This window comes from Anaerobutyricum soehngenii, assembly GCF_009697165.1.
Classification (GTDB): Bacteria; Bacillota; Clostridia; order Lachnospirales; family Lachnospiraceae; genus Anaerobutyricum; species Anaerobutyricum soehngenii.
The window spans coordinates 1-18,636 of the sequence record NZ_VULP01000026.1; the positions used below are offsets into that span (position 1 = coordinate 1).

16 protein-coding genes are annotated in these 18,636 nt (G+C 38.7%); 2 read left to right on the forward strand and 14 right to left on the reverse strand.

Annotation, left to right across the window (positions count from 1 at the left end; genetic code table 11):
• The 7 genes from FYJ25_RS11055 to FYJ25_RS11085 all read right to left on the reverse strand — a co-directional run.
• A partial coding sequence (locus FYJ25_RS11055) for a helix-turn-helix domain-containing protein (RefSeq protein WP_154581320.1) occupies positions 1–292 on the reverse strand: 292 nt, incomplete at its 3' end.
• A gap of 307 nt (positions 293–599) precedes the next feature.
• Entirely contained in the window at positions 600–1,379 is a 780-nt protein-coding gene (locus FYJ25_RS11060; RefSeq protein WP_167513821.1) for a leucine-rich repeat domain-containing protein, read from the reverse strand.
• Between the two features lie 344 nt (positions 1,380–1,723).
• On the reverse strand, positions 1,724–2,131 hold the full coding sequence (locus FYJ25_RS11065; protein WP_147607441.1) for a putative ABC transporter permease: 408 nt from the start codon (positions 2,129–2,131) through the stop codon (positions 1,724–1,726).
• A gap of 387 nt (positions 2,132–2,518) precedes the next feature.
• The gene (locus tag FYJ25_RS11070; protein ID WP_147607440.1) at positions 2,519–3,241 is read right to left on the reverse strand and encodes an amino acid ABC transporter ATP-binding protein; all 723 of its coding nucleotides are present in this window, start codon (positions 3,239–3,241) and stop codon (positions 2,519–2,521) included.
• On the reverse strand, positions 3,228–3,959 hold the full coding sequence (locus FYJ25_RS11075; protein WP_154581322.1) for an amino acid ABC transporter permease: 732 nt from the start codon (positions 3,957–3,959) through the stop codon (positions 3,228–3,230). Before FYJ25_RS11075 ends, FYJ25_RS11070 begins: the two co-directional genes overlap by 14 nt.
• A gap of 156 nt (positions 3,960–4,115) precedes the next feature.
• The gene (locus FYJ25_RS11080; RefSeq protein ID WP_154581323.1) at positions 4,116–4,916 is read right to left on the reverse strand and encodes an ABC transporter substrate-binding protein; all 801 of its coding nucleotides are present in this window, start codon (positions 4,914–4,916) and stop codon (positions 4,116–4,118) included.
• Between the two features lie 200 nt (positions 4,917–5,116).
• Complete coding sequence (locus FYJ25_RS11085) at positions 5,117–6,094, reverse strand: DMT family transporter (protein ID WP_243145740.1); 978 nt, start codon at positions 6,092–6,094, stop codon at positions 5,117–5,119.
• Positions 6,095–6,274: 180 nt separating this feature from the next.
• On the opposite strand from FYJ25_RS11085, the gene argH reads away from it, so the two are divergent.
• Positions 6,275–7,660, forward strand: a complete 1,386-nt coding sequence (argH, locus tag FYJ25_RS11090; RefSeq protein WP_021907269.1) for an argininosuccinate lyase — start codon at positions 6,275–6,277, stop codon at positions 7,658–7,660.
• Between the two features lie 15 nt (positions 7,661–7,675).
• Entirely contained in the window at positions 7,676–9,058 is a 1,383-nt protein-coding gene (locus FYJ25_RS11095) for a sodium-dependent transporter (protein WP_096240449.1), read from the forward strand.
• Between the two features lie 52 nt (positions 9,059–9,110).
• Here the strand turns inward: FYJ25_RS11095 and rsmH are convergent, their stop codons facing one another.
• The 7 genes from rsmH to ilvD all read right to left on the reverse strand — a co-directional run bounded on the left by rsmH (position 9,111) and on the right by ilvD (position 18,622).
• Positions 9,111–10,169: a 16S rRNA (cytosine(1402)-N(4))-methyltransferase RsmH gene (gene rsmH, locus FYJ25_RS11100; protein ID WP_005351061.1), complete on the reverse strand. Its 1,059-nt coding sequence runs from the start codon at positions 10,167–10,169 to the stop codon at positions 9,111–9,113.
• 113 nt (positions 10,170–10,282) lie between these two features.
• Positions 10,283–11,617, reverse strand: coding sequence for an MATE family efflux transporter (locus FYJ25_RS11105; protein ID WP_154581324.1), 1,335 nt, complete (start codon positions 11,615–11,617; stop codon positions 10,283–10,285).
• A gap of 28 nt (positions 11,618–11,645) precedes the next feature.
• Positions 11,646–12,512: a mechanosensitive ion channel family protein gene (locus tag FYJ25_RS11110; RefSeq protein WP_118381013.1), complete on the reverse strand. Its 867-nt coding sequence runs from the start codon at positions 12,510–12,512 to the stop codon at positions 11,646–11,648.
• Between the two features lie 211 nt (positions 12,513–12,723).
• Positions 12,724–13,809 (reverse strand): aspartate-semialdehyde dehydrogenase, encoded by a 1,086-nt coding sequence (asd, locus tag FYJ25_RS11115; RefSeq protein WP_021907265.1) that lies wholly within the window; start codon positions 13,807–13,809, stop codon positions 12,724–12,726.
• Positions 13,810–14,037: 228 nt separating this feature from the next.
• Positions 14,038–15,201 carry a phosphoglycerate dehydrogenase gene (locus FYJ25_RS11120; protein ID WP_096240479.1) on the reverse strand — a complete coding sequence of 388 codons (1,164 nt, stop codon included), beginning with the start codon at positions 15,199–15,201 and terminating at the stop codon, positions 14,038–14,040.
• 27 nt (positions 15,202–15,228) lie between these two features.
• Positions 15,229–16,929, reverse strand: coding sequence for a biosynthetic-type acetolactate synthase large subunit (ilvB, locus tag FYJ25_RS11125; protein ID WP_154581325.1), 1,701 nt, complete (start codon positions 16,927–16,929; stop codon positions 15,229–15,231).
• A 19-nt stretch (positions 16,930–16,948) separates the two neighbouring features.
• Positions 16,949–18,622 carry a dihydroxy-acid dehydratase gene (gene ilvD / locus FYJ25_RS11130; protein WP_021907262.1) on the reverse strand — a complete coding sequence of 558 codons (1,674 nt, stop codon included), beginning with the start codon at positions 18,620–18,622 and terminating at the stop codon, positions 16,949–16,951.
• Between the last annotated feature and the right edge of the window lie 14 nt (positions 18,623–18,636).

Here is an 18,636-nt window from a genome sequence, read left to right on the forward strand (position 1 = left end):
TCGGCTGTTTGAAAAAATTCTGAAATGCCGTATCAAGATGCCTGAGTGATTGTTGTAATGCGATACTATCTGCTTCCTTTAAAAATCTGTATTCTTCTGTTTTCTTCATTGCAGCCATTTCTTTTGCACAAATGGTATATGTTACGTTTGTCTTGTTCTCCTCATACTGCCGAATCTTTCTATCAAGCCAATGATTGTATACCATTCTCACACAGCCAAAAGTCTTAGCAAACAAAATCCTCTGTTCATCATTGGGATATATTCTGAATTTATATGCTCTGTTTGCCACCATGCCACTTCCTTTTCCTCGAAAACCCACCTGTGATATTTGAACACAAGCGCAAGATGATAGTATAGTAAGAATACTAAATGTGCGTTATTATCTCAATTTATTGTATCTCAATTTTTTATTATCCGACTAAAGATACTATACTATAATCAGGATGCTCTATCAAGCAGGTAGCAGACGCAATTCATCTCCCACCTTAGAGGTCGGAGTCTTCTTGCTAGAAAAGGATAAACTGTTGCGTTATAAAAGTTGTTCTGATTCAATCCGGCAGCTACCCAGTCTTCTCTTGTTCCGGTATATCTGATTGTTTTTATCGGTTTATAATCTGTAAAAATCTTTCACCAATCGCTGCACTTTTAGGAAGTGTTACCGTTTCAAGACTTTTACATTCGGCAAATGCACGCTTTCCAATGCTGGAAACACCCTCATTTACTACAAGTTCTTTTAGTTTCTCGCAGCTACAAAATGCTTCCTCGCCAATTGATTTTACTGTGCCCGGAATATTTAATGATGTCACTCCGTTACAACCCTGGAATGCACTGTTACCAATAACAGTAACATTCTCAGGCAATACAATGCTTTCTAAACTACTACAATGATAAAATGCTACTTTACCTATACTGAAAACTTTTGAAAAATCAAACTTTTTCAAACTTGTACATCCATAAAAAGCACTTTCCCCTATTGATAAGCTACCCTGTATATCTGCTTCGGTAAGCTTAGTACAATTCAAAAAAGCATAATTTCCAAGTAATGCCATATCTGATTCTTTTACTTTTACACTTCCAAGATTTGTACATCCCTCAAATGCATTCTTACTTACTGCAAGATTTCCTGTAAATTCTACACTTTCAAGACCAGTGCAATCTTTAAATGCACATTCACCAAGCTGAAGCACTTTTTTACCAGTAGCATTTACTGCACCTGTTGCTGTGATACTTTTAATTTGCTTACATCCTTCAAAAGCAGAATTGCTAATCTCAGAAAGCACTCCCTTTATCGTAACAGTCTTAAGATTTGGGTAATTAGTAAAGTTTCTTTCTCCAAGAATCTGCTCTGTAGTCGCTGTATTTAAGATACTCATCCGCATCTTAAATACGCTCCCAAGCCACATCTGGGATATGGTATGGTTTCTTTTTTCTGACTATGCTAAATCCACAGTTGGACAACGTGGAATGTACCAGAAGGATATGACTTTCCGGGAAATTAAAGTCTAAAGGATTGACGAATTCTTCTGGGGAAACCCCCTTATTTTTTCTACACAAAATCTTGATTTCATCTGGCGCCAAAGAACAGAAAAGCAGAAATTTAATATAGAATAAAATGTGATGTCGGAGCAAGTAAAAATGCCGGTCAGGCATTTTCTACACCGCGACCATCTTCACAATTCATTCTATATTAAATTTCTGCTTTTCGTTTCTTTAGTTCATCAAATCAGGATTTAAAAACTACCTCTCTTATGACATCATCCATCCAAATACATAACGGAGTGACAAAAAACCATATAATAAGAAATGGAATACAAATCTGCCCCCGGTAATTAAAAGGCACTTTTGAGTAATCCCATACATGAAGTTTCAAATAAATATTCACAATGACACCAGTTAAATATTCATAAGAAATAATAATAAGACTTCCCAGTATCATTTGCAAAAGAAAAGAGGGATGCCATTTTTTACCTTCATTTAATAAGCCAATTGTATAGAAAGATAATCCACCACAAATAATCATAGATATATGAGAATAACCCCGGTATAGAATCTCAAAATTAAAATATACCATCCCACCAAAACTAATAAGAAATAATGGCTGCACTATTTTTGTTACCACAAAATGTCTCATTCTCTGCCGCTCCTAAAACACAATTTTTATCTCAGTCGAGAAGACTCCCACCTCTTTCAGGTGGTGAATGACAGCAAATTTGTCTCAATGGGAGTCCAATATCCGACTGAGATAAACGCTCCGCGAGGATGCGCAGTGATTCTGTAAAGAATATGTCAGCTTACGCTGACCAGAATCACGCGCCAAGTCTCGCGGCTGCTCGACTTGAATGTGAATAGTATTGGCAGAGTGGAATTTTCTATACGAAAAAAGAAAAAAGAAGATATCCCAAATGCGCCTTCGGAGCGTGTTTAAGATGCGGATAAGCATCTTAAATACAGCGACTACAGAGCAGATGGGATATCTTCTTTTTTCTTTTTTCGTCTACACCAAATCCACAAATTAGGATTATAGTACTTTGGAAAGAAATTCCTGTGTTCTTGCTTCTTTCGGATTATCAAAGATATCCTCCGGTGTTCCCTGTTCAAGAATTCTTCCCTCATCCATGAACATAACGCGGGTTCCAACTTCTTTTGCAAATCCCATCTCGTGGGTTACTACTGCCATTGTCATTCCCTGATCGGCAAGGTTTTTCATTACTTCTAAAACTTCCCCTACCATTTCCGGGTCAAGGGCGGATGTTGGTTCATCAAAGAGCATCATTTTCGGCTTCATCGCAAGAGAACGAACGATGGCAATTCTCTGCTTTTGTCCACCAGATAACTGTCCCGGATAAGCATCTGCTTTTTCTTCTAAGTTAACTAATTTAAGAAGTCTAAGAGCTTCTTCTTTTGCTTCTTCTGGCTTCATTAACTTCAGACGTACCGGTGCAAGTGTAATATTTTCCATGATCGTCTTATGTGGGAAAAGGTTGAAATGCTGAAATACCATTCCCATATGCTGACGCACTTTATTAATGTCTGTTTTTGGATCTGTAATATCAATGCCATCAAAGATAATCTGTCCGGATGTCGGACGCTCTAAGAGGTTCATACAGCGTAAAAATGTAGACTTACCGGAACCGGATGGTCCAATGATAACTATTTTTTCACCAGGAGCAATATGTTCATTAATATCATTCAATACCTGATGACTTCCAAAAGATTTATATAAATTTTTAACGGATATCACTTTCTCTCAGTCTCCTTTCCAGTTTGCCCATAAGCCATGTAAAGAACATAACAATTACAAGATAAATAACCGCTACAATTAATAACGGTAGCATTGCATCATAAGTTATACCACGTATAATATCCCCGCCTCTGGTTAATTCGTTAAGACCGATATAACCACAGATGGATGTTTCTTTTAATAATGTGATCATTTCATTTACCAATGCCGGCAGACAGTTTTTGATTGCCTGTGGCATGATAATCTGTAACATGGTATCTGTATAGCCAAGTCCTAAGGAACGTCCTGCTTCCATCTGTCCTTTATCAACAGACATAATACCTGAACGGAAAATTTCTGCAACATACGCCCCAGAATTCACACCAAATGTAATAACCGCTACCATAACTTTATTGTTAGAAGATGCTAAAACAATAAAGAACATGATCAATAACTGTACCATCGTTGGCGTACCACGAATAACTGTCAGATACACTCGACAGATCAGGTCTGCCAGCTTGATCAGAAAACTTCCAAAGCCTTTGCTCTGATCTTCTTTCAGCTGATCGTGTGTTGTACGGATTACCGCAATGACTGCTCCAAGAACTAATCCAAGAATCAATGCAAGGAACGTTACTTCCAATGTTACTTTAAGACCATCTGTAATGTACTTCCAACGCTGCTCTGCAATAAAGTCCAATATAAACTTTGCTTTTATGCCTGAAAACCACTCACTCAAAATCTCAACCTTCTCTTTCTTAAATATTCATTCGTATTTACCTGTTACTTTATAAAACAAAAGAGTACCCGGGACAACTGCCCCGGGTATGGAAAGCGGTATACACTGCTTCCTGCTTTTTCATATCATAGCTACAATCTCCATAACTATGTATAATTATTTGATGTATTTGTCAAGAATCTTCTGGATAGTTCCATCTTCTTTCAGCTCTTTTAATGCTCCGTTTACTGCGTTAAGTAAATCAGTATTGCCTTTCTGAATCGCTGCTGCATAATCTTCCTGAACATAATCTGTATCAAGAATCTGTAAACCATCTGTTGTCTCAACGAAAGACTTCGCTGGCTGGTTATCAATGATTACTGCATCAATCTTACCGCTTGTAAGAGCCATCACTGCGTCTGCACCTTTATTGTATTCTTCTACGTTTTCTTCGCCAAAGTCATCTTTTGCGTAGATGTCACCAGTTGTTGCTAACTGTACACCAATCTTTTTACCTTTTAAGTCATCAATAGACTTAATAGAAGAACCGTCTTTTACGATAACGGACTGAATACCTGTTGCATAGCTGTCAGAGAAATCAACAGACTGCTTTCTCTCATCTGTTACAGTCATACCTGCAAGACCTAAGTCTGCTTTACCGGACTGTACTGCTGTGATGATAGAGTTAAATTCCATATCCTGAATCTCTAACTTCAGTCCTAATTTATCTGCGATCGCTTTTGCAATCTCAGCATCAATACCAACGATATCATTACCTTCATAATATTCATATGGTGGGAATGTCGCATTGGTTGCCATTGTTAACACACCATCTTTTGCTGTCTTTACTGTAGCTGTTCCATTAGCAGAAGTACTGGATTCTGCTGACTTTTTGTCGTTGCTGCTACCGCATCCAGCTAACATAGATACAGACATAACAACTGCAAGCGCAACGGCTGCTAATTTTTTCATCTTCATGTTTCTCTCTCCTTTGTTTCATTTCATTACAAGTTTTTCTAAAAAAATTTGCGTATTGTAAGAAAGCCACGCAAAGCTTTCTTCTAAATATAAAAAATACCACAAACCGAATAAAAACACAAGTGCTTCCTGCATATTCTTTGAATAAATATTCATCAAACTTACTTTGAATTAATAAAATGAACATGTACTATGCATTTTTATACTTTTCTTCGGATATCCGGAAGCTGCGCTAATACAATCGCAATAAACATAAGTACACAGCCGATCAATTCTCTTGTTGTAAGAACCTGATGCAGGAATACATATCCTGAAAGTGCAGAAAATACAGATTCCAAACTTAAAATAAGTGCTGCTACTGTTGGATTCAACCCCTTCTGTCCTACAATCTGCAAAGTATAACCTACTCCGGTTGACATAATACCTGTATAAAGAATCGGTCCTGCCGCACTTAAAATCATTGCTATGCTCGGATTTTCAAATAGAAGCATGAACACAGCACCAAGTATCCCACCGGTAAGGAACTGGATACAGGACATTTTTACACCATCTACAAATGGATTATAATGATCGATTGCAAGAATCTGGCCTGCATACAAGACCGAACAGCATAAAATAAGTGCATCTCCTCTTTGTATCGTCAATTTCTGTGTAATACATAAAAAATATAATCCTGCTAATGCAATGACTACACCGATCCATGTAAGAATTCCGCAATATTTCTTAAAGAACAAACCGATAAGCGGTACGATAATGATATAAAATGTTGTGATAAATCCAGCTTTTCCTACTGTCGTATACTGAATTCCTGTCTGCTGAAAACAGTTGGCAAAAAACAGAAAAATACCACAGACAATGCCGCCTTCTATAAGCTGTTTGTTTTTCCAACTTAGTCTTTGTTTCTCCTCCGTCTCTATATGAAGAATATTCTCAGAATTCACTACATCTGCACTTTCATTCTGACTTTTTTTCCGGATACCGTCAAGTACTATAATAACCGGGATCAAAAACAAACCACCGATTACAGAGCGCAGGCAAATAAATGTAAATGGCCCGATATAATCCATACTTACACTTTGTGCCACAAAAGCCGCACCCCAGATCATGGCTGTCAGAAACAGAAAAAATGTATTTCGCAATTTATGTGTCTTCACTTGCGCTTTCATTTGTGCTTTCATCTTCCATCAACCTCTTTTCCTCTCAAATTCTTCTGCAAATAGCAAAGATAGGACAGATTATACTCCAATCTCATATCAGAGACAAGATTTTTCTTCCTTTTTCCTTGCCAGTTATCATATTTTCATGTAGAATATTCATTTAGAACACTTTTAGAAATTATATAATCAGGAGGAAGTTTTATGGCTCAATTATGGGGCGGACGATTTACAAAAGAAACCGATAAACTGGTTTACAATTTTAATGCGTCCATCAATTTTGATAAGAAGTTTTATAAACAGGATATGGAAGGAAGTATTGCTCACGTAAAGATGCTTGCTAGTGTTGGTATCCTCACAGAAGAAGAAAGAGATCAGATCATTACCGGTATCGAAGGTATTCTTCGTGATGTAGAGAATGGTTCTCTTATTATTACGGAAGAATATGAAGATATCCACAGTTTTGTAGAGGCTGTACTTACAGAGCGTATTGGCGATGTCGGAAAGAAGCTTCATACAGGAAGAAGCCGAAACGATCAGGTTGCTCTTGATATGAAGTTATATACAAGACAGGAGCTTCTTTCTATCAGAGAGCTTGTTCTTGAACTGATCAAGACATGCCAGACTTTAATGGAAGAAAATATTCACACCGTTATGCCTGGATTTACTCATTTACAGAAGGCACAGCCGTTAACACTCTCTCACCATGTCGGTGCATACATGGAAATGTTTAAAAGAGATTATTCCCGCTTAAGTGACATTTATGACCGCATGAATTACTGTCCGTTGGGTTCCGGTGCATTAGCAGGAACTACCTATCCATTAGACAGAGAAATGACGGCAGAACTTCTTGACTTTTATGGCCCTACTTTAAACAGCATGGATTCTGTATCTGACAGAGACTATGTTATCGAACTGTTAAGTGCACTTTCTACAATTATGATGCATTTAAGCCGTTTTTGTGAAGAAATCATTCTCTGGAATTCTAATGAGTACCGTTTCATTGAGATTGATGATGCTTACAGTACCGGAAGCAGTATTATGCCACAGAAAAAGAACCCGGATATTGCAGAATTAATCCGCGGAAAAACTGGTCGTGTTTATGCAGCTTTAACATCTATTTTAACTACTATGAAAGGAATCCCTCTGGCATATAACAAAGATATGCAGGAGGATAAAGAACTCACTTTTGATGCATATGACACTGTAAAGGGCTGCCTTGCTCTCTTTAACGGTATGTTAAAGACAATTACTTTCCATAAAGACATCATGGAGCAGAGTGCCAAACATGGCTTTACAAACGCTACCGATGCAGCAGATTACCTTGTAAATCATGGGGTTCCATTCCGCGATGCTCATGGAATCGTGGGACGTCTTGTACTGTATTGTATTGACAAAGGAATTGCTCTTGATGATATGAGTCTTGAAGAATATAAAGCAATCAGTCCTGTATTTGAAAATGACATTTATGAGGCAATTGATGTTCATACTTGTGTTGACAAGAGAAATACTATCGGTGCCCCAGGTCCAAAAGCAATGGAACAGGTCATCGCGATCAATAAAAAATGGATTGAAGAACACGAAGAGTAAACAGGGAGAATAACTATGAAACATTCAAAAAAGTCACATAAAGAGGGACGAGGAAGTTTTTCCGGCCGTATCGGCTATGTGCTGGCCGTTGCCGGTTCTGCTGTAGGTCTTGGAAACATCTGGCGTTTTCCATACCTCGCTGCAAAATATGGAGGAGGAATCTTTCTTTTAGTTTATCTCCTTTTAACTGTATCTTTTGGATATGTTCTTATTATGTCCGAAACAGCTCTTGGGCGTATGACTAAAAAAAGTCCGGTAGGTGCATTTGCTTCTTTTGGTAATAGCTTTCCTTTTAAACTTGGAGGCTGGCTCAATGCGGTTATTCCTATCCTGATCGTTCCTTATTATAGTACGATCGGCGGATGGGTTATCAAATATCTTGCTGAATATCTAAAAGGAAATGTGCAAGAAGTTGCACAGGATGGCTACTTTACCGGATTCATCACAGATTCTTTTCAAACAGAACTGTGGTTCCTTGTTTTTGCAGTCCTGATCTTTATTATCATCCTTGGCGGCGTAAGAAATGGAGTAGAACGAATGTCTAAAATCATGATGCCGATTCTTGTACTTTTAGCAATCGTTGTAACAATTTATTCCGTTACACGTCCGGGCGCATTAGCCGGAGTAAAGTATTTCTTAATTCCTAACATGAAGAATTTTTCTTTTATGACAATTGTTGCTGCAATGGGTCAGATGTTTTATTCTCTTTCCATTGCTATGGGAATCCTTTACACCTACGGTTCTTATACAGATAAAGATATGGATCTTGAACAATCCACAACACAGATTGAAATCTTTGATACAGGGATTGCAATACTTGCCGGATTAATGATCATTCCTGCTGTTTTCTCTTTCTCTGGTGGAAATCCTGAAAACTTACAGGCCGGACCATCCCTCATGTTTATTACTTTACCAAAAGTATTTGCCAGTATGGGAATCGGTACCGCAGCTGGTATCCTGTTCTTTGTACTCGTGCTGCTGGCAGCTCTTACAAGTGCAGTATCTTTAATGGAAACCTGTGTATCTACTTTTGCAGATGAATTTCACTGGAGCCGTAAAAAATGTTGTGTATTCATGGCTGTTGTTATGATTGTTCTTGGTTCCGCATCTTCTATGGGATACGGTGCCCTTGATTTCATTCAGATCTTCGGAATGGCATTCCTTGATTTCTTTGATTTCCTTACAAACTCTGTAATGATGCCGCTTGCTGCTTTAGCAACCTGCTTCTTAATCCTCAGGGTTGTTGGATTTAAGAAAATCTCAGAAGAAATCGAACAGTCTTCTTCTTTCCGCAGAAAGAAGTTATACACTGTCTTCCTTAAATATTTCGCACCAATCTGCCTGATTATTATTTTGTGCAGTTCTATCGCGAATGTATTAGGAATTATTTCTATGTAAACTCAATACAGACAAAAACCGGGGAAATCATATACTTCCCCGGTTTTTATTATTATTTTATTGCCCATCTCATTTTTGTAGATCTTGCTCTGCCGTTTCGATGGCATTCTTCTTTTGAAGGGCGGATGACATTCTTTGCCACCTCACTCCATAACCCTTCCTTCTGCTGTCTTTTCCAGATTTTCTTTACTAACCTGTCCTCTCCGGAATGGAACGTGAGAATCGCTACACGTCCGCCCGGTGCAAGTATATGTGGTAACTTTTCTAAGAATTCTTCTAGTACTTCAAATTCGCTGTTTACATCAATGCGAAGTGCCTGAAAGGTTCTCTGGCAAGTCTTCTTGATGGTATCCTTTTTTTCTTTATCATCTGGCAGAAATACAAGCGCTCTTTCAATAACTTCTTTTAGCTGTCCTGTCGTATCGATTTGTTCTCCTTGACGAAATGTCTTCATAATCTCTTTTGCAATCTGTTCTGCATAAGGCTCATCTGCATTCTCACGCAGCATACCTTCTATTTCATCTCTGGTTAATTCTCTTAACCGTTCTGCTGCAGAAATTCCCTTATCCGGATTCAAACGAAGATCCAAAGGCCCTTCTACTTTATAAGAAAAGCCTCGTTCCGGATTATCAATCTGCATGGAGGATACCCCAAGATCGGCTAATACAAAATCAAATAATCCATGTTCTTCCGCTACAAGATCAATGTTGCGGAAATTCTGCTGTATAATCGTTAAAATGTCTTCCCCATATCCTGCTTTCCTTAAACGATCCGTTGTTTTTACAATTTCAATCGGATCCACATCCAATCCATAGATATGTCCTTCGCCTTGGAGACATTCTAACATCTTTCTTGTATGTCCTCCGTATCCAAGTGTACAGTCTAATCCTTTTTGTCCCGGCTGGATCTGTAAAAAATCCAAAATCTCCTGCACACAAATAGATATATGCATTCCCGCCGGAGTACTTCCTTTACGGATTACTTTCTCAATCGTATCTTTATACTTTTCCGGCTGCAGTTCTTTATATTTCTCTTCAAACTTTCTTGGATGCGTTCCTTTATAACGCACTCGTCTTTTATGTGGTTTTTCTAATTCTTTATTTTCTTCCATAGGAACCCCCTGTATAATTTATATATTCTCATAATCTCTTGTATTCCATCTTATGAGACATCTTTTTATTCTTATATCATGATAACACAGGTTAACGAACAGAAACAACAAAATCATTCAATACATATTTGTTTTTTCTTCATCCATACATAGGCAATCACACAGATTATTACAGAAAGAAGGGAACCTCCTACTGTAGCCAATCCCATCGGAAAAAGACTGGAAAATACTTTAGCTGTAATATACACTCCCGGTATTCTTACAAGAAGAATCGCTATAATGTTATGGATAAAGGAAAGTTCTGAATGTCCACAGGCACAAAAGTAACCACTGAAACTGAAATGGATACCTGCAAATATACAGTCAAATATATATCCCCTGATATACTGGGAACCAAGTACTATTACTTTTGCATTTTCTGTGAACAAGCCAACTACCGGTCCTGCAATAAACTGCATGATAATTGATATCATTACACCAAACCCTACGGTAATCAGCACTGCATAATAAAGTATCCTCTGTGCTCTTTCCCTCTTACCTGCACCGATATTCTGCGCTCCAAGTGCAGATACAGTAGAAAGCATAGAAGATGGTACCAGAAAGAGGAAACTGATGATTTTTTCTACAATTCCTACCGCCGCAGCAGTATCGAGTCCCCGCCTGTTTGCAATAATAGTGATAATTATAAAAGCAATTTGGATAAATCCATCCTGCATCGCGACAGGAATACCAATTTTTAATAATCGTTTTATTGTTTTCCTGTCTATCTTAAAATCATTTTTGGAAAGAGAAATTCCTGTCTTTTTTTTCATAATAACGACAAGAGCAATCAGTACACTGATTGTCTGTGAGCAAGTCGTTCCTAATGCTGCTCCCGCTGCCCCCATATGCAGTCCGCCAATAAAAAGATAATCTAAAATAATATTTATAGCACAGGCTGCTGCAATAAAGTACATCGGGCTTTTAGAATCTCCTATTCCTCTAAAAATAGAACTGATAATATTATAGGCAGTAATAAAAGGAATTCCCAGAAAACAGATGGTAAGATAAATAACTGTTTCAGGAACTGCTTCCTGCGGTGTTGACATCATGCCGACAATGGGTTTGATAAAAAATAAAAGACCTGCTGCTCCTGCAATTGCCAGCATCATAAAAAGGGTGACTGTATTCCCGATATCTTTGGCTGCTTTTTTCTTATTGCCTGCCCCAATCGCCTGTCCGATATTAACCGTTGCTCCCATAGCAAGACCAACGATCATTACCGTAATCATATGCATTACCTGGCTGCCGATAGATACTGCCGTTATACTCGAAATATCTTCAAACTGTCCGATAATAAACAAGTCGGCCATACCGTAAAGCGTCTGTAAAAAATAGGATAATAAATAGGGCAGAGAAAAATATAAAATACTCTTCAAAACACTGCCCGTCGTTAAGTTCTTCTCCATTGTAAATTTTCTCCCTCTTATTCTTCTCTTATTCTTTTTCCTGCGGAATCAAATTTACATCAAGCTGTTCAAATGGAATAGCAATATTGTTATTGTCAAATTCTTCTTTAATTTCTTCCAATACTCTCCAACGTGATTCCCAATAATCCTCTGTTTTTACCCAGTAACGAATCCCTATATCTATAGAACTTGCCTGAAATTCATTTACGTAAATTTTAACCGGCTCATCTGTAATTCTTGCCGGTTCTTTTTCTATTAAAGCATTTAATACTTTTCTGACTTTTTTGATATCTTCACTATATTCAATACCGACATTCAGATCAACACGTCGTTTTTCCTGATAAGTTACATTCGTAATACTAGCATTTGATAAATTTCCATTTGGTATCATGATCGCTTTATTGTCTACACTTAAAAGCTTTGTATACATAATTCCAATTGCCTGTACGGTTCCTTCTTTCCCAGAGTTTCCCTCAATAATGTAATCCCCAACCTGAAATGGTTTTAATAATAACAAAATAACACCACCGGCAATATTCGACAGTGAACCCTGTAAAGAAAGACCAAGAGCAAGACCGGCAGAACCAAGTAATGCCACAATAGATGAGGCTGCTACGCCAATCTTTGTTACCGCCATAAAAATAACAAGTACCTTACCGCCAATCTTAATAAAAGAAAGCAGGAAGGTCTGCAGCGTTGTATCCATAATCGAACGCTCAAAAATCTTATGTGCCATTTTTACCACATAGGATACGATTTTAAAACCGATAAATAAAATCAGCAGTGCCCCGATAATGTCACCACAAAAATCTGCCAGTTTCACTCCTGTTTTACCAAGGTATTCATAGATAAGTGAGTGAGCAAAAGACTTCAATGAAGCTGCTTCTAACAACATAAAAACCTCCTAAAAAAAGAAAAATGATATACCCCTGACATCGCTTTGGAGCGTGTGTTTAAAATACGGGAAAGCATCTTAAACATAGCGGCTGTAAAGCAGATGGGATATATCATTTTTTTATCTCAGTCGAGAAGACTCCCACCTCTTTCAGGTGGTGAGTGACGGCTCGACTTGAATTTTCGTCTATATCAAATCTACAAATCCGAATTTATTTTGCTGTGATATATCCCTGTGCTGTTAATAATTCTGCACAAAGTACAGCTCCGCCGGCTGCGCCACGTACTGTATTATGAGATAATCCTACAAATTTATAATCAAACATTGTATCTTCTCTTAAACGTCCCATGGAAATTCCCATTCCATTTTCAAAATCAATGTCTAATTTAACCTGTGGGCGATTATCTTCTTCCATGTAACGAATAAACTGTTTTGGTGCACTTGGAAGTTCCAGCTCCTGTGGAAGTCCCTTAAAGTTTTCCCAACGATCGATGATTTCTTCTTTTGTTGGTTTCTTTTCAAAGTTCACGAATACAGCAGCAGTATGTCCATCAAGTACAGGTACACGAATGCACTGTGTTGTAATTAATGGAGCGGCTGCCTTTTCAATCTTACCATCTACAACTTTACCAAATAATCTTAATGGTTCCTGTTCGGATTTTTCTTCTTCTCCTCCGATAAATGGGATGATATTCTCTACCATTTCCGGCCAGTCTTTAAATGTCTTTCCTGCTCCGGAAATTGCCTGATATGTTGTTGCAACTACTTCTTTAGGACCAAACTCTTTTAAGGCAAAAAGTGCAGGCGCATAGCTCTGAATAGAGCAGTTCGGTTTTACTGCTACAAATCCTCTCTTTGTTCCAAGACGCTTTTTCTGCGCTTCGATTACTTCAAAATGTTCTGGATTGATTTCTGGTACAACCATCGGTACATCCGGTGTCCATCTGTGTGCACTGTTGTTAGAAACAACTGGTGTTTCTGTCTTTGCATATGCATCTTCGATCGCACGAATCTCTTCTTTGCTCATATCTACAGCACTGAATACGAAATCTACTTCAGAAGCCACTTTTTCTACTTCGTTTACGTTCATTACTACAATGTTCTTTACTGCTTCCGGCATTGCTTTGTGCATTTTCCATCTTCCGCCTACTGCTTCTTCGTATGTTTTACCTGCAGAACGTGGACTTGCTGCAATTGCTACTACTTCAAACCATGGGTGATTCTCTAAAAGAGAGATAAATCTCTGTCCTACCATTCCTGTACCGCCAAGGATACCTACTTTTAATTTCTGATCCATTTTCCTATGTCACCTTTCTATAAATTATCTATGTTTATCTCAGTCGAGAAGACTCCCACCTCTTTCAGGTGGTGAGTGACAGCAAATTTGTCTCAGTGGGAGTCCAATCTCCGACTGAGATAAACGCTCCGCGAGGATGCGCAGTGATTCTGTAAAGAATATGTCAGCTTACGCTGACCAGAATCACGCGCCAAGTCTCGCGGCAGCTCGACTTGAATTACCTGCTATTTATTTAATAACTCTTACTTTGAGTACGCCTTCGATATCTGTGATATGCTGTACAGATCCTTCTGTAATCTGAGAATCCACATCAAAAATTGCGTATGCATAATCACCTTTTGTCTTATTACTCATTTCTGTAATATTAATGTTATCTTTTGCAAATGCCCCTGTAAAACGAGTCAGCATGTTTGGAATATTTCTATGCAAAATAGAAATACGTCCCTGTGTCTGGCATACACCAAGCTGTGTATTTGGATAGTTTACAGAGTTTGTGATATTACCATTTTCCAGATAATCCATAAGCTGTTCTACTGCCATCTCTGCACAGTTATCTTCAGATTCTTCTGTTGAAGCTCCAAGATGAGGGAAGGCAATCACTCCATCTACTCCAGCTACCTTTGGTGTAGGGAAGTCTGTTACATAATGCGCCAGCTTGCCATTCTCTAATGCAGCTACTAAAGCATCTTCATCTACAAGACCATTACGTGCAAAGTTTAGGATCACTGCATCTTTTTTCATCTTTGCAATGCCTTCTGCACTAATCATGTTCTTTGTACTGTCTAACAGTGGAACATGGATTGTGATAAAATCACAGTTTTCAAAAATCTCATCGATAGAAGATACATGATGTACCGCTCTTGATAAATTCCATGCAGACTTTACAGATAAAAATGGATCATATCCATAAACTTCCATATTTAAGTTGTGTGCTGCATTCGCTACGAGAACACCAATTGCTCCAAGACCGATAACACCAATCTTTTTATTCTGAATTTCTCTTCCGGCAAATGCTTTTTTTGCTTTTTCCATTGCCTTTGTGATATTTGGGTCTTCTTTATTCTCTTCCACCCATTTGTTACCACCGATCAAATCACGTGATGCCAATAACATTCCTGCGATAACCATTTCTTTTACTCCGTTTGCATTCGCTCCCGGTGTGTTAAATACAACAATTCCTTTATCAGAATAATCTGCGATAGGAATATTATTTACTCCTGCACCTGCTCTTGCAACAGCTAAAAGATTCGGCACGTCCTGCATATCATGCATAGCAGCACTTCTTACTAATACGGCATCGGCCTCCTGTAATTCTTCTACCTGTTTATATTCTTCTGTAAAAAGAGAAGTTCCGCATGCTGAAATCGGATTTAAGCATTTATACTGAAACATTATATATCTTCCTTTCTGATTTTTAATTTATTTTAATTCACTCTTTTTCTTTTCTAAATCTTCTTCATTGAAAGCATCGCTGATCGAACCGCCCGGTGCTACCATTGGCCATACTTTATCATCACTGTCAATGATACAGTCAAGTAAATACGGTTCATTAGAATCAACTGCTTCTTTAAAAGCAGTCTCAAATTCTTCAATCGTCTCTACACGCTTTGCCTTTGCTCCCATTGCTTCTGCAACCTTTACAAAACCTACTTTATCATAAAGAGTTGTAGAAGAATAGCGCTGTTCATAAAAAAGATTCTGCCACTGGCGAACCATACCGAGTACATGGTTATTAACGACTACTTCTATTACCGGAATCTCAGAACGGGTTGCTGTTGCAATCTCATTCATATTCATTCGGAAGCAGCCATCTCCAGCAATATTTACTACTACTTTATCCGGGCATCCGCACTTTGCACCGATTGCAGCGCCGAGTCCATATCCCATTGTTCCAAGACCACCGGAAGTAAGGAACTGACGAGGAGATTTATATTTATAATACTGTGCCGCCCACATCTGATGCTGTCCAACTTCTGTTGTAATGATCGCATCTCCTTTGGTAAGCTCATAAATCTTCTCAATAAGTCCCGGACCAGAAAGACGTTCCTGATGATAAGTCATCGGATATTTTGCTTTCATATCCTGAATCTCTTTCATCCATTCTTCATGATGCTGCTGATTAATTCTTCTATTTAAAATAGAAAGTACTGCTTTTACATCACCGATGATCGCGGTATCAATTAAAATATTTTTATTCACTTCTGCCGGATCAATATCAATCTGGATAATCTTTGCATGACTGGCAAATGTTTTGGCATTACCATAGACACGGTCACTGAAACGTGTACCAATCGCAATCAATACGTCTGCTTTTGATACTCCAATATTTGATGTCTTTGTTCCATGCATACCAAGCATTCCTGTATACGCTGGATCTTCTCCCGGAAAAGTACCCTTTCCCATAAGCGTATCACAAACCGGTGCATCAATCTTTCTAACAAACTCCCGAACCTGCTCGCTGGCATCGGATAAAATACATCCACCACCAAGAAGAACATATGGCTGTTTTGCTGCCTCAATCATCTCGATTGCTTCTTTTACACTCTTTTCTTTGATTGTCTCACAAACTGGATGAATCACTGGTGGAGTCATTGATTCAAAGTAAGTTTTTGCTGCTGTAACATCTTTTGTGATATCGACTAAAACCGGACCTTTTCTTCCGGATTGTGCAATCTGGAAAGCCTCACGAATCGTATCCGCAAGTTTTTCAACATCCTTTACAATATAATTATGCTTTGTAACAGGCATTGTCACTCCTTTGATATCAATCTCCTGGAAAGAGTCCTTTCCAAGAAGACTGACACCAACATTCGCTGTAATTGCCACAACCGGAATAGAATCCATATAAGCAGTTGCCAGCCCGGTCACAAGATTTGTTGCCCCCGGACCGGATGTAGCCATACATACTCCTACTTTTCCTGTTGCTCTGGCATAACCGTCTGCTGCATGAGAAGCTCCCTGCTCATGAGAAGTAAGAACGTGATGGATTTTATCACTTTGTTTATATAATTCATCGTAAATATTTAAAATAGCACCACCCGGATAACCGAAAACGGTGTCCACCCCCTGCTCCTTTAAACATTCTAATACGATTTCTGAACCATTAAGAACCTGCTTCATTATAAATTACCCTTTCCAATTATTTTAACTGGTCAACATCCAAAACTGCTCCTCTGTTTCCGGAAGTAACAAGTGCGGCATAACGACGAAGATAACCATCTGTAATCTTTGGTTCTCTTGGCTGCCATTTTTCTTTTCTCTTTGCTAATTCCTCATCTGTAACATCTACATTCAAGCTATTATTCGGAATATCGATCTTAATGATATCTCCTTCTTCAATTAATGCGATTGGTCCACCAACGGCTGCTTCCGGAGATACATGTCCGATGGAAGCTCCTCTGGATGCACCGGAGAAACGTCCGTCTGTAATTAAAGCAACAGAATCACCAAGTCCCATTCCTGCGATTGCAGAGGTAGGATTTAACATCTCTCTCATTCCAGGACCGCCCTTTGGTCCTTCATAGCGAATGACAACAACATCTCCAGGAACAATATCTCCACCTTTAATTGCTTTAATCGCATCTTCCTCGCAGTCAAATACTCTTGCCGGTCCTTCATGTACCATCATTTCAGGAACAACAGCAGACTGTTTTACGATACCGGTATCCGGTGCGATATTTCCTTTCAGAACAGCGATTCCACCCTGTGCCATATATGGGTTGTCAATCGGACGGATAACTTCTGGATTTAAGTTACGCACATCTTTGATATTCTCTCCTACTGTCTTTCCTGTTACTGTAATCTGATCTTCGTAAAGAAGGCCTTTTTTACTAAGTTCATTCATGACAGCATATACACCACCGGCTTCATTTAAGTCTTCCATATAAGTAGGACCTGCCGGTGCAAGATGACAAAGGTTTGGTGTCTTTGCACTGATCTCATTAGCAATATCCATGTTCAGTTCTACACCTGCCTCATGTGCGATTGCCGGAAGGTGAAGCATTGTATTGGTAGAACATCCAAGAGCCATATCTACAGTCAAGCAATTTAAGAATGCTTTCTTTGTCATGATATCACTTGGACGTACATTATTCTTTAATAATTCCATAACCTTCATACCGGCATGTTTTGCAAGGCGGATTCTCTCAGAATATACTGCCGGAATCGTACCGTTACCCTGAAGTCCCATACCAAGAACCTCTGTCATACAGTTCATGGAGTTCGCAGTATACATACCGGAGCAGGAACCGCAGGTAGGACATACTTTATTAACATACTCTTCTACTTTTTCTGCTGTCATTTTTCCGGCTTCATATGCGCCTACCGCCTCAAACATAGAGGAAAGACTTCTCTTTCTTCCATCAACATGTCCGGCTAACATCGGACCGCCGCTTACAAAAACAGTTGGCACATTAATACGTGCGGCTGCCATTAACAGTCCCGGTACGTTTTTATCACAGTTAGGAATCATAACTAATGCATCAAACTGATGTGCCTTTGCCATACATTCCGTAGAATCTGCAATCAATTCTCTTGTTACTAAGGAATACTTCATTCCTGTATGACCCATTGCAATACCATCACAGACAGCAATTGCCGGAAATACGACCGGTGTACCACCAGCCATAGCAACGCCCATCTTTACTGCCTGCGTAATCTTGTCAAGATTCATATGCCCTGGAACAATCTCGTTATAAGAACTAACGATACCTACCAAAGGTCTTTCCATTTCTTCTTTTGTATATCCTAATGCATTAAACAGGGAACGATGTGGTGCCTGCTGCATTCCTTTTTTTACATGATCACTATTCATAATTAACCTCCAAG

Excerpts from the sequence above, each read along its gene's own strand:
- FYJ25_RS11080 (WP_154581323.1), bottom strand. The coding sequence starts at position 4,916 with ATGAAGATGAAAAAATTAGCAGCCGTTGCGCTTGCAGTTGTTATGTCT.
- argH (WP_021907269.1), top strand. The coding sequence starts at position 6,275 with ATGGCTCAATTATGGGGCGGACGATTTACAAAAGAAACCGATAAACTG.
- ilvD (WP_021907262.1), bottom strand. The coding sequence starts at position 18,622 with ATGAATAGTGATCATGTAAAAAAAGGAATGCAGCAGGCACCACATCGT.
- FYJ25_RS11095 (WP_096240449.1), top strand. The coding sequence starts at position 7,676 with ATGAAACATTCAAAAAAGTCACATAAAGAGGGACGAGGAAGTTTTTCC.
- ilvB (WP_154581325.1), bottom strand. The coding sequence starts at position 16,929 with ATGAAGCAGGTTCTTAATGGTTCAGAAATCGTATTAGAATGTTTAAAG.
- FYJ25_RS11105 (WP_154581324.1), bottom strand. The coding sequence starts at position 11,617 with ATGGAGAAGAACTTAACGACGGGCAGTGTTTTGAAGAGTATTTTATAT.
- FYJ25_RS11060 (WP_167513821.1), bottom strand. The coding sequence starts at position 1,379 with ATGCGGATGAGTATCTTAAATACAGCGACTACAGAGCAGATTCTTGGA.
- FYJ25_RS11065 (WP_147607441.1), bottom strand. The coding sequence starts at position 2,131 with ATGAGACATTTTGTGGTAACAAAAATAGTGCAGCCATTATTTCTTATT.
- FYJ25_RS11120 (WP_096240479.1), bottom strand. The coding sequence starts at position 15,201 with ATGTTTCAGTATAAATGCTTAAATCCGATTTCAGCATGCGGAACTTCT.
- asd (WP_021907265.1), bottom strand. The coding sequence starts at position 13,809 with ATGGATCAGAAATTAAAAGTAGGTATCCTTGGCGGTACAGGAATGGTA.
- FYJ25_RS11085 (WP_243145740.1), bottom strand. The coding sequence starts at position 6,094 with ATGAAAGCACAAATGAAAGCGCAAGTGAAGACACATAAATTGCGAAAT.
- FYJ25_RS11110 (WP_118381013.1), bottom strand. The coding sequence starts at position 12,512 with ATGTTGTTAGAAGCAGCTTCATTGAAGTCTTTTGCTCACTCACTTATC.
- rsmH (WP_005351061.1), bottom strand. The coding sequence starts at position 10,169 with ATGGAAGAAAATAAAGAATTAGAAAAACCACATAAAAGACGAGTGCGT.